This is a genomic window from Streptomyces sp. CNQ085, assembly GCF_022614595.1.
Taxonomy (GTDB): domain Bacteria; phylum Actinomycetota; class Actinomycetes; order Streptomycetales; family Streptomycetaceae; genus Streptomyces.
In genome coordinates this window covers 1-10,997 of sequence record NZ_JAJFAU010000160.1, presented here as the reverse complement: position 1 = coordinate 10,997, position 10,997 = coordinate 1, and the positions used below count along the sequence as shown (strand labels likewise).

Annotated in this window: 8 protein-coding genes; 4 read left to right on the top strand and 4 right to left on the bottom strand. The window is 71.9% G+C overall.

All coding sequences use genetic code 11. The annotated features are described in order from the left end of the window. Positions 1 to 230 precede the first annotated feature (230 nt). The gene (locus LJ221_RS20950) at positions 231 to 1,022 is read left to right on the top strand and encodes a thioredoxin domain-containing protein (protein ID WP_241718281.1); all 792 of its coding nucleotides are present in this window, start codon (positions 231 to 233) and stop codon (positions 1,020 to 1,022) included. Positions 1,023 to 1,185: 163 nt separating this feature from the next. Then, entirely contained in the window at positions 1,186 to 2,841 is a 1,656-nt protein-coding gene (locus tag LJ221_RS20945; protein WP_241718280.1) for an alkaline phosphatase, read from the top strand. A 65-nt stretch (positions 2,842 to 2,906) separates the two neighbouring features. Here LJ221_RS20945 and LJ221_RS20940 read toward each other — a convergent pair whose 3' ends face one another. Continuing rightward, positions 2,907 to 3,497, bottom strand: a complete 591-nt coding sequence (locus tag LJ221_RS20940) for a dienelactone hydrolase family protein (protein ID WP_308314832.1) — start codon at positions 3,495 to 3,497, stop codon at positions 2,907 to 2,909. Positions 3,498 to 3,637: 140 nt separating this feature from the next. Here LJ221_RS20940 and LJ221_RS20935 point away from each other — a divergent pair, with 140 nt between their 5' ends. Continuing rightward, positions 3,638 to 4,768, top strand: a complete 1,131-nt coding sequence (locus LJ221_RS20935; protein ID WP_241718279.1) for a mechanosensitive ion channel family protein — start codon at positions 3,638 to 3,640, stop codon at positions 4,766 to 4,768. A gap of 34 nt (positions 4,769 to 4,802) precedes the next feature. On the opposite strand, the gene LJ221_RS20930 is transcribed toward LJ221_RS20935, so the two are convergent. From LJ221_RS20930 to LJ221_RS20920, 3 genes are all read right to left on the bottom strand, one after another. Then, on the bottom strand, positions 4,803 to 5,744 hold the full coding sequence (locus tag LJ221_RS20930) for an RluA family pseudouridine synthase (protein WP_241718278.1): 942 nt from the start codon (positions 5,742 to 5,744) through the stop codon (positions 4,803 to 4,805). A 112-nt stretch (positions 5,745 to 5,856) separates the two neighbouring features. Continuing rightward, positions 5,857 to 6,474, bottom strand: coding sequence for a signal peptidase II (gene lspA / locus LJ221_RS20925; protein ID WP_241718277.1), 618 nt, complete (start codon positions 6,472 to 6,474; stop codon positions 5,857 to 5,859). Between the two features lie 45 nt (positions 6,475 to 6,519). Then, positions 6,520 to 7,233: a TraR/DksA family transcriptional regulator gene (locus LJ221_RS20920; protein WP_374228523.1), complete on the bottom strand. Its 714-nt coding sequence runs from the start codon at positions 7,231 to 7,233 to the stop codon at positions 6,520 to 6,522. A 487-nt stretch (positions 7,234 to 7,720) separates the two neighbouring features. Here LJ221_RS20920 and ileS point away from each other — a divergent pair, with 487 nt between their 5' ends. Next, positions 7,721 to 10,870, top strand: coding sequence for an isoleucine--tRNA ligase (ileS, locus tag LJ221_RS20915; RefSeq protein WP_241718275.1), 3,150 nt, complete (start codon positions 7,721 to 7,723; stop codon positions 10,868 to 10,870). Positions 10,871 to 10,997 lie beyond the last annotated feature (127 nt).

Below are 10,997 nucleotides of genomic sequence, written 5' to 3'. Positions count from 1 at the left end.
CAAGAAGGCGAAGCCGGCCCCGGACCTCATCGGCCGCGACTTCCATGCCGAGCGCCCCGGGACCAAGCCGGTCGGCGACATCACCTCCCCGCCCACCGCGCTCGCGCACACCGTGCGCTCCCCCTGCTGACCCATTCCGTCGTACGGCGCGGACCCCCGTGCTCCGTGGCCCTCGCCGCCTGAGCACCACCGCCCCCACACATCACGCACCGGACACGGAGAACACACCCATGAGCAAGCGCAACAGCCAGGAAGCCAAGCGCGCCGCCCGCGAGCGGCTGCGAGCCGAGCGGGAGAAGCAGGCCAAGAAGGACAAGCTGCGCCGCCAGGCGGTCGTCGGCGGCTCGGTGCTGGCGATCCTCGCGGTCGCGGGCGGCGTCGGCTTCGCCGTCGCCAACATGGACGAGGGCGGCAGCGAGAAGTCCTGGGCCGCCGCGGCGGACAAGAAGCTGGTCGAGCCGGCCAACGCCGCCGGGGAGAACGGCACGACCGTCCTCATCGGCGACGAGGGCGCCGAGAAGACGATCGACGTCTACGAGGACATGCGCTGCCCCGCCTGCGCCAACTTCGAGCAGGCCCTCGGCGGGACGCTCAAGAAGGGCGCGGAGGACGGCAAGTACAAGCTGCGGGTCCACCTCGGCAGCATCATCGACGGCAACTTCGGCGGCGACGGCTCCAAGAACGCCGCCAGCGCCCTGGGCGCCGCGCTCGACGTGAGCACCGAGGCGTTCAGCGAGTACCACTCCCTGCTGTACTCCGCCGAGCACCACCCGCCGGAGAACCAGGACAAGTTCGCCGACAACGACTACCTGCTGAAGGTCGCCGAGAACGTCGACGCGCTCAAGGGCAACCAGGAGTTCGAGACGGCCGTGGAGAAGGGCACCTACGACAAGTGGGCGCTCGAGATGATCGACAGCTTCAACGAGGCCGGGATCCAGGGCACCCCGACCGTCCGGATCGACGGCAAGGACGTCGAGGTCAGCAAGCTGCCCGCCGAACTGGAGAAGCTCGGCGTCAAGTGACCGGCGCACGGCCCGGCGGCCCCCTCCCGGTGCCGCCGGCGCCGGGCCTCCCCGGCCCGCCGGCGCGGCTCACAGCGCTTTCGGGACAACACCGTTCGACCAGTGGGCGAACTCTTTCCGGCCCCCTGTCCCGTAGCCCTACCGGCACGTAGCATCTGCGGCCGTGACCGACACCCACACCGCATCCCATGCCCCTGCCCCCACGCGGCGCACGGTCGTCGCGGCCACCGCCGCGACCGCCGGCGCCGCGATGCTGCCCCTGGCCGCACCGCAGCGCGCCCGGGCCTCGGACGGCCCGGGCTTCGTCCACGGAGTCGCCTCCGGCGACCCGCTGCCCGACGGCGTCCTGCTGTGGACCCGGATCACCCCCACCCCCGACGCGGTGCCCGGCTCCGGACTGGGCGCGCCCGTCGAGGTCGCCTGGGAGGTCGCCGAGGACCGCGCCTTCACCCGCGTCGTCGCGTCCGGCCGCACCACCGCCACCGCGGAGGCCGACCACACCGTCAAGGCCGACGTGCGCGGACTGCGCCCGGCCACCGGGTACCACTACCGCTTCTCGGCCGGAGGCGTCCTCTCCCCCGTCGGCCGCACCCGCACCGCGCCCGCCGACGGAACGGCCGCGGACCGCGTCCGCTTCGGGGTGGTCTCCTGCTCCCACTACGAGAGCGGTTTCTTCTCCGCCTACCGCCACCTCGCCGCCCGGTCCGACCTCGACGCCGTCCTCCACCTGGGCGACTACATATACGAGTACGGCAAGGGCGAGTACCCGCTCAAGGACGGGGCCGTCCGCGAGATGCACCCTGTCCACGAGACGGTCACCCTGGCCGACTACCGGCAGCGTCACGCACACTACAAGGGCGACAGCGATCTTCAGGCACTGCACGCCGCGCACCCGGTGATCGCGATCTGGGACGACCACGAGACAGCCAACGACGCCTGGTCCGGCGGCGCGGAGAATCACACACCCGGCGTGGAGGGCGACTGGGAGGCGCGCGCTTCAGCCGCGCGCCGGGCGTACTTCGAGTGGATGCCGGTCCGCCCCTCCGTCGAGGGCACCGTCTACCGGCGGCTGCGCTTCGGCGACCTCGCCGATCTCCACCTGCTCGACCTGCGCTCCTTCCGCGACCGCCAGGCGGACATCGGCAGCGACGACGTGGACGACCCCGGCCGCACCATCACCGGCCGCGCGCAGCTGGACTGGCTGAAGTCCTCCCTGGCGTCCTCCGGCGCCCGGTGGCACCTGGTGGGCACCTCGGTGATGATCTCGCCCATGGCCTTCGGGTCCGTGCCGGCGTACCTGCTCGGGCCGCTGGCCGATCTGCTCGGCGTGCCCCGCGAGGGACTGGCCGTCAACGTCGACCAGTGGGACGGCTACACCGACGACCGCCGGGAGTTGCTGACGCACCTGCGCGAGAGCGGCATCGGCAACACCGTCTTCCTCACGGGCGACATCCACATGGCCTTCGCCAACGACGTCCCCGTCCGGGCCGCGACGTACCCGCTCCAGCATCCGGTCGCCACGGAGTTCGTGGTCGCCTCCGTCACCTCCGACAACATCGACGACATCCTGAGAGTGCCGCCGCACACCGTCTCCTCCATCGCGGAGACGGCCGTACGCGCCGCCAACCGGCACACCAAGTGGCTCGACATGGACTCGCACGGCTACGGCGTCCTCGACGTGGACGCCGAGCGGACGCAGATGGACTACTACGCGCTGTCGGACAAGACCGACCCGCGGGCGTCCGCCGTCCACGTGCGCTCCTACCGGACCCGCTCGGGCACGCAGCGGGTGGAACGCGCGGACGGTCCCGTGCGCTGAGGTTCGCCGTGTGCGGGAGGCGCGTTTCCCGGACCTCCCGCACACGGTTCAGCGCTCCGCCCGGTTCAGCGCCCCGCCGGATCCTCCAGTTCCGCCAGGAAGCCGAGTGCGGTCCGCCAGGTCCGCCCGGCCGCGTCCTCGTCGTGGTCCGGCAGGCCGGAGTCGGTGTACAGGTGTCCGGCCCCGGGGTAGCGGTGCACCTCGACGTCCGCGCCCGCCCGCCGCATCCGCAGGTACCAGGCGTTCAGCCAGTCGTGCGGCTCGAAGGGGTCGGGGTCGGCGACGTGGAGCTGCACGGGCAGGTCGTCGACGGCCGCGTCCTCGGGAATGTCGGAGGTGCCGTGCAGGAGCAGCAGTCCGCGGGCGCGGGTGTCGGCGAGCGCGAGGTTCTGGGCGATCGCACCGCCCAGGGAGAACCCGGCGTACACCACCCCGCGCTCGGAGAACGGGGCGGTGGCGGCGACAGCCCTCCTCAGCAGTTCGTCGCGGCCGATCCCGTCCTTGATCTCCACGCTCTCCTCGACCGTCCGGGCGGTACGCCCGCCGTACAGGTCGGGGGTGTGGACCTCGTGCCCGGCCTCCCTCAGCCTGACGGCCGCCTCCTCGACGGCGGGGCGCGGCCCGTAGGCGGAGTGGAACATCACAACGGTGGGCACGGTGTCACTTCCTTAGCAGGTCAGCCTCATGATCCACATCACGGCGCCGCGCCGGGAGGCGGAGTCCTCCCATGGTGCCAGGTACGGTCGGTGGGGTTCTTTTTCCGTGCCCAGGAGTCTTCCGAGGAGTTCACACCACCATGGAGAACGTGCTGCGGCCGCTGATCGTCTTCGGCGGCGCCCTCATCCTGGCGTTCGCCGTCGGCTGGGCGGTGGACCGCGCGCTGCGGCGCATGGACGCCCGGCACCCGGAGACCCCGCTGTGGGGTCTGCTGCGCAGCGGCCGGGTCCCACTGCAGGCAGTGGTCTTCGTCGGGCTGCTCAACGCCTTCTCCGACGAGACGCACCTGGCCAGGGACCACCAGAGGGCCGTCGACCTCTGGCTGAACCTGATACTGATCGGGGCCGCCGCGTGGCTGATGCTGCGAGTGCTGACCGCCGTCGTGGAGACGGCCTACTCCCGGTACGCCGGGCTCGCCCACGACGCCGCGCGGGTGCGGCGGGTACGCACCCAGCTGACGCTGATCAGGCGGCTGGCCACGGCGGTGGTCACGGTGATCGCCGGCGCGGCGATGCTGCTGCAGTTCCCCGCGATGGAGAAGCTGGGCGCCTCCATGCTGGCCTCCGCCGGTGTGCTGGGCATAGTCGCCGGTATCGCCGCCCAGTCCACGCTGGGCAATCTCTTCGCCGGCCTGCAGATCGCCTTCGGTGACATGGTGCGCATCGGCGACACGGTCATCGTGGACGGCGAGTGGGGGACGGTCGAGGAGATCACCACCTCCTATCTGGTGGTCCTCACCTGGGACGAGCGCAGGGTCACCATGCCGGTGTCCTACTTCACCAGCAAGCCCTTCGAGAACTGGACCCGCGGCAACCCCCGGATGACCGGCACCGTCTACCTCCACCTCGACCACTCGGCGCCGATCGCCGAGATCCGGCGGAAGACCGAGGAGATCGTGCGCGCCAGCGACGCCTGGGACGGCCGCAGCCACGGCCTGGTGGTGACCGACTCCACGCCCACCACGGTCGAGGTCCGCGCGACGATGACGGCGCGCACCCCCGACGACATCTGGACGCTGCGCTGCCAGGTCCGCGAGGGGCTGATCACCTGGCTCCACCGGGAGCACCCCTACGCCCTGCCCCGCGTCACCACCGCGCAGGCGGCTCCGGCCCCGGCCTTCGGGCGGGGGCCGGAGCGGGAGGAGACGAGTGCGGACGGCCGGGTGAACGGCGGACGGCCGGGGATACCGGACGCGCGGAAGCCGGATTAGGGCAGCCTGCCCGCCGCGGCCCCGCGGCGGGCGCCTACGCGCTCTCGGCCCGGATCCGCTCCAGAGCGGTCTGCAGGTCGTCGGGGTATTCGCTGGAGAACTCCGCCCAGCGGCCGTCCGCCGGGTGCTCGAAGCCCAGCCGTACCGCGTGCAGCCACTGCCGGGCCAGTCCCAGGCGCTTGGCCAGCGTCGGGTCGGCGCCGTAGGTGGTGTCGCCGACGCACGGGTGCCGGTGGGCGGCCATGTGAACGCGGATCTGGTGGGTGCGGCCGGTCTCCAGCTTGATGTCGAGCAGGCTGGCGGCCCGGAACGCCTCGATGAGGTCGTAGTGGGTGACCGACGGCTTGCCATCGGCGGTGACGGCCCATTTGTAGTCGTGGACGGGGTGCCTCCCGATGGGCGCGTCGATCGTGCCGCTGAGCGGGTCGGGATGGCCCTGGACGAGCGCGTGGTAGCGCTTGTCGACGGTGCGCTCGCGGAACTGCTGCTTGAGCAGGGTGTAGGCGCGCTCGGACTTGGCGACCACCATCAGGCCGGACGTGCCTACATCCAGCCGGTGCACGATGCCCTGCCGCTCGGCCGCGCCTGAGGTGGAGACGCGGAAGCCGGCGGCGGCCAGCCCTCCGATCACGGTGGGACCGCTCCAGCCGGGGCTCGGGTGGGCGGCCACGCCGATCGGCTTGGCGACGACCACGACGTCGTCGTCGTCGTGCACGACTTCCATGCCCTCCACCGGCTCGGCCACCGCCCGCACCGGTGCGGGCGGCGCGGGCATCTCGACCTCGATCCAGGCCCCGCCGCGCACCCGCTCGGACTTGCCGACCTCGCCGCCGTCGAGCCGGACCTTCCCCGTGGCGGCCAGTTCGGCCGCCTTCGTACGGGAGAAGCCGAACATCCTGGCCAGGGCCGCGTCTATACGCTCGCCCTCCAGGCCGTCGGGTACGGGCAGGGTGCGGATCTCGGGAAGCTGGCTCACCCGGTCGAGTATGCCGGAAGCGCGCGGTGCCTCCGCCCGGCGGGCGGAGGCACGCGTCCGGTGCGGGGACCGGTCCCGCCCCCGGTCCCGGACCGGCCGCGGTCGGCCCCGGTCAGTCCTTGTGGACGGTGCCGTCCGGGTCCAGCCCGCGGAAGGACAGCAGCACGATCAGCACCCCGCCGCAGACGATCGCCGAGTCGGCCAGGTTGAAGACGGCGAAGTGGGCGGGTGCGATGAAGTCCACCACGTGGCCCTGGAAGATCCCGGGCGAGCGGAAGATCCGGTCGGTGAGATTGCCCAGGGCCCCGCCGAGCAGCAGTCCGAGCGCGATGGCCCAGGGCGTGCTGTAGAGCTTGCGGGCGATCCGCGCGATCACCACGATCACGGCCGCCGCGATGACGGTGAAGACGACGGTGAGGGCCTCGCCGATACCGAAGGCCGCACCCGGGTTGCGCACGGCCTGGAAGCGCAGCCAGGTGCCGATCACCTCGATCGGGTCGTGGCCCTCCAGTTTCTCGACCACGATGATCTTGCTGATCAGGTCCAGGGCGTAGGCGACGGCCGCCACGATGGCGAGTTCCGCCGTCCGCCGCCGCTCCCGGGGAGCCGGCCCGCCGTCACTCACGGGCCCGACGGCCTCGGTCGCGGCCCGGCCAACGGCTGCGTCCACGGTCTCGGTCTCGGTCTGCGCCTCGCCCGGCTGCCCGCCGGCCCGTTCCACCTCTGTCACGTGATGCAGGGTACGTCACACCCTGGCGGCGGCGGACGGCAGAGCTCAGCGGCGTTCCTGCCGCTGCTTGCACTCGACGCAGAGCGTGGCCCGGGGGAACGCCTGCATCCGCGCCTTGCCGATCGGCTTGCCGCAGTTCTCGCAGACGCCGTACGTCCCGGCCTCCAGGCGGTCCAGGGCGCGCTCGGTCTGATAGAGCATCTCGCGGGCGTTCTCCGCCAGGGCCATCTCGTGCTCGCGCGTGATGTTCTTCGTCCCCGTGTCGGCCTGGTCGTCCCCGGCTCCGTCGGCCGAGTCCCGCATCAGACCGTTGAGGGCCTCCTCCGCGGCGTGGATCTCCACGCGCAGCCGCCCGGACTCCGAGGACAGCTCCGCGCGCGCCTCCTCCACCTCCTGCGCGGTCCAGGGCTCCTCTCCGGGACGTACGGCCAGCTCGTCGGGGGCGGCGGTGGCCGCTGCCGTACGCGCCGGAGAGACCGGGGGCGTGTGCTCGGCGGACCGCGCTCCCGTCGTGGGCTTCTTGGCAACCACCGTCTCGGCTCCTGTCTTCCTGCCGGCCGCCCTTCCGGCGCCCGTGCTCACCGCCGCCCTCTTCGCAGCGGACTCCTCCCCGGAGATCTTCCCCCGGGCGCTCGCGGGGTCCTCGGCGTGCCCGGCGTCCTTCCCCCCGGCGGACTCCCGTGCGGCTTCCGCCCTCCCCGCTGCGGATTCCCTCGCCACCATGGCCGCGACCCCTTCACATATTGTTATCTTGTGCATGAATCGTGACCGGAACGATAAATCGGTGCCGACCGTGCGGCAACAGGGCACGCCGGTCCGCTCCCTCTTGCCGGGACTCGGCCCGTCCCCTCGCGAAGCGTTCTGCCCGGCACCGCGGTCCGAAAACCGGTCCGCCCCCATCGGGGGCACCCTTACACTTGGGCTGAGCGAGAGGCGTCGAAGGGGACGAGTAGCGTCCGTATGCGGCCAAGAGCGACCCGGGGACGGTGTGAGCCCGGGGGCGAGCGCGGCGCGAAGATCACCCCGGAGCCGCCGGAAGAAAGCCACCCACGCACGTGCGCCGACGGCACGCGGTGCGAGGGGGTGGCGAGTAGAACCGGCGTCGCCGCACCAATGAGAGGGCGGTGGACACGTACCCGCGTACGCGTCCGGCGCCAAGGAGGGTGGTACCGCGGGCACCGGCGCCGACTGGCGGCGGTCTCGTCCCTCCGGCGGAAGTCACCACGTCCGTTGGAGGAAGCTCACCATGAGCCCGCAGCCCCCGCCCCAGTACCGTCCGGTGCCCGCCCAGGTGGACCTTCCCGCCCTGGAGCGCGCCGTGCTGGACCTCTGGCGCGAGAACAAGGTCTTCGCCCGCAGCCTGGAGCAGTCCGAGGGCCGCCCCGAATGGGTGTTCTACGAGGGCCCGCCGACCGCGAACGGCATGCCCGGCGCACACCACATCGAGGCCCGCGTCTTCAAGGACGTCTTCCCCCGCTTCCGCACCATGCGCGGCTACCACGTGGCGCGCAAGGCCGGCTGGGACTGCCACGGCCTGCCCGTGGAGCTGGCGGTGGAGAAGGAGCTGGGCTTCAACGGCAAGCAGGACATCGAGGCCTACGGCATCGCGGAGTTCAACGCGAAGTGCCGCGAGTCGGTGACCCGGCACACCGACGCGTTCACCGAGCTGACGACCCGGATGGGCTACTGGGTCGACATGGACGACGCCTACCGGACGATGGACCCGGGCTACATCGAGTCCGTGTGGTGGTCGCTGAAGGAGATCTTCGGCAGGGGCCTGCTCGTCCAGGACCACCGCGTGGCGCCCTGGTGCCCGCGCTGCGGCACCGGCCTGTCCGACCACGAGCTGGCGCAGGGCTACGAGACCGTCGTGGACCCGTCGGTCTACGTCCGCTTCCCGCTGACCTCCGGTCCGCTGGCCGACGAGGCCTCACTGCTGGTGTGGACGACCACGCCCTGGACGCTGGTGTCCAACACCGCCGTGGCCGCGCACCCCGATGTCACCTACGCGGTGGCCACCGACGGCGCCGAGAAGCTGGTGGTGGCCGAGCCGCTGCTGGCCAAGGCGCTGGGTGAGGGCTGGAGCGCGACGGGACAGACTTTCACCGGCCGCGAGATGGAGCGCTGGGCCTACCGCCGCCCGTTCGACCTGGTGGAGATCGAGGGCGCCCACTTCGTCCTGGGCGCCGAGTACGTCACCACCGAGGACGGCACCGGTCTGGTCCACCAGTCCCCCGCCTTCGGCGAGGACGACCTGCTCACCTGCCGGGCCTACGGACTCCCGGTGGTCAACCCCGTCCGGCCCGACGGCACCTTCGAGGAGGACCTGGGGCTGGTCGGCGGACAGTTCTTCAAGAAGGCCGACGAGGTGCTGGTCGCCGACCTCGACGCCCGCGGCCTGCTCTTCCGCCACCTGCCCTACGAGCACAGCTACCCGCACTGCTGGCGCTGCCACACCGCACTGCTCTACTACGCGCAGCCGTCCTGGTACATCCGCACCACCGCGATCAAGGACGAGCTGCTGCGGGAGAACGAGCGGACCAACTGGTTCCCGGAGTCGGTCAAGCACGGCCGCTACGGCGACTGGCTGGACAACAACATCGACTGGGCCCTGTCCCGCAACCGCTACTGGGGCACCCCGCTGCCCATCTGGCGCTGCGAGGAGGGGCACCTGACCTGCGTCGGCTCGCTGACGGAGCTGTCAGAGCTGACCGGCACCGACCAGTCCGGCCTGGACCCGCACCGCCCGTACATCGACGACGTCGTCTTCGGCTGCACCGCCGAGGACTGCGCGCTGACGGCCGTCCGCGTCCCGGAGGTCATCGACGCCTGGTACGACTCGGGCTCGATGCCCTTCGCCCAGTGGGGCTACCCGTACCGCAACAAGGACGTCTTCGAGAAGCGCTATCCGGCGCAGTTCATCTCCGAGGCCATCGACCAGACCCGCGGCTGGTTCTACACCCTGATGGCGGTCGGCACGCTCGTCTTCGACCGCTCGTCCTACAGGAACGTGGTCTGCCTGGGCCACATCCTCGCCGAGGACGGCCGGAAGATGTCCAAACACCTGGGCAACATCCTGGAGCCCATCCCGCTGATGGACCGGCACGGCGCCGACGCGGTCCGCTGGTTCATGGCCGCCGGCGGCTCCCCGTGGAGCGCGCGGCGCGTCGGGCACGGCACGATCCAGGAGGTCGTCCGCAAGACCCTGCTGACCTACTGGAACACCGTCGCCTTCCAGGCCCTGTACGCCCGCACCTCGGGCTGGGCGCCGTCCGGGGCCGACCCGGCTCCCGCCGACCGGCCGCTGCTGGACCGCTGGCTGCTCAGCGAGCTGCACGCCCTGGTCGACCAGTGCACCCGGGCCATGGAGGCCTACGACACCCAGCGCACGGGCAAGCTGCTGTCCACCTTCGTGGACGATCTGTCCAACTGGTACGTGCGCCGCTCCCGGCGCCGCTTCTGGCAGGGTGACACGGCGGCGCTGCGCACCCTGCACGACGTGCTGGAGACCGTCACCCGGCTGATGGCCCCGCTGGTGCCGTTCATCACCGAGCGGGTCTGGCAGGATCTGGTGCTCCCCGTCACTCCCGGCGCGCCGGACTCCGTGCATCTGGCCGCCTGGCCCGAGGCGGACCTGTCGGCCGTCGACCCGGACCTGTCCCGCGACATGCTGCTGGTACGGCGGCTGGTGGAGCTGGGCCGGGCCACACGCGCGGAGTCGGGGGTCAAGACCCGGCAGCCGCTCTCCCGCGCGCTGCTGGCGGCGCAGGGCTTCGAGCTGCTCAGCGACGACCTGCGCGAGCAGATCGCCGAGGAGCTGAACGTCACCTCGCTCGCTTCCCTGTCCGAGGTCGGCGGCTCCCTGGTGGACACCACCGCCAAGGCCAACTTCCGGGAGCTGGGCCGCCGGTTCGGCAAGCGCACCCAGCCGGTCGCCAAGGCCATCGCCGAGGCGGACGCGGCGGCTCTGTCGGCGGCGCTGCGCGCCGGCACGGCGGCGGTGGAGGTCGACGGCGAGACCATCGCGCTCTCCCCGGAGGAGGTCATCATCACCGAGACCCCGCGCGAGGGCTGGTCGGTGGCCTCCGACACCGGCGCCACTGTCGCCCTGGACCTGGAGATCACCCCGGAGCTGCGGCGGGCGGGGCTCGCCCGTGACGCGATCCGGCTGATCCAGGAGGCGCGCAAGAACAGCGGTCTGGACGTCGCCGACCGGATCGCTCTGCGGTGGCGGTCGGAGGACGAGGAGGTCGCCCGGGCTCTGACAGAGCACCAGGCCCTGATCGCGGACGAGGTCCTGGCGACGGATTACACGGAGGACGGGGGCGACGACTCCTTCGGCGAGCCGTTCGAGGACGAGTCGCTGTCCCTGACCTTCCGACTGCGCCGCGTGTAGGCGGTCGGCCCCCTCCGGTGTCCCGGGCCGCCCGCCGGCCCGGGACACCGGTACGCCGCAGCCCGGACCGGGCGGCCGTTGGACGGACAAACCAGAGGGCCGGGCCCGGAATCTTCGATTCCGGGCC

Bases quoted from the DNA above. Each gene is read 5' to 3' on its own strand.
- LJ221_RS20950 (WP_241718281.1), top strand. From the start codon at position 231: ATGAGCAAGCGCAACAGCCAGGAAGCCAAGCGCGCCGCCCGCGAGCGG.
- LJ221_RS20935 (WP_241718279.1), top strand. From the start codon at position 3,638: ATGGAGAACGTGCTGCGGCCGCTGATCGTCTTCGGCGGCGCCCTCATC.
- LJ221_RS20920 (WP_374228523.1), bottom strand. From the start codon at position 7,233: ATGCACAAGATAACAATATGTGAAGGGGTCGCGGCCATGGTGGCGAGG.
- ileS (WP_241718275.1), top strand. From the start codon at position 7,721: ATGAGCCCGCAGCCCCCGCCCCAGTACCGTCCGGTGCCCGCCCAGGTG.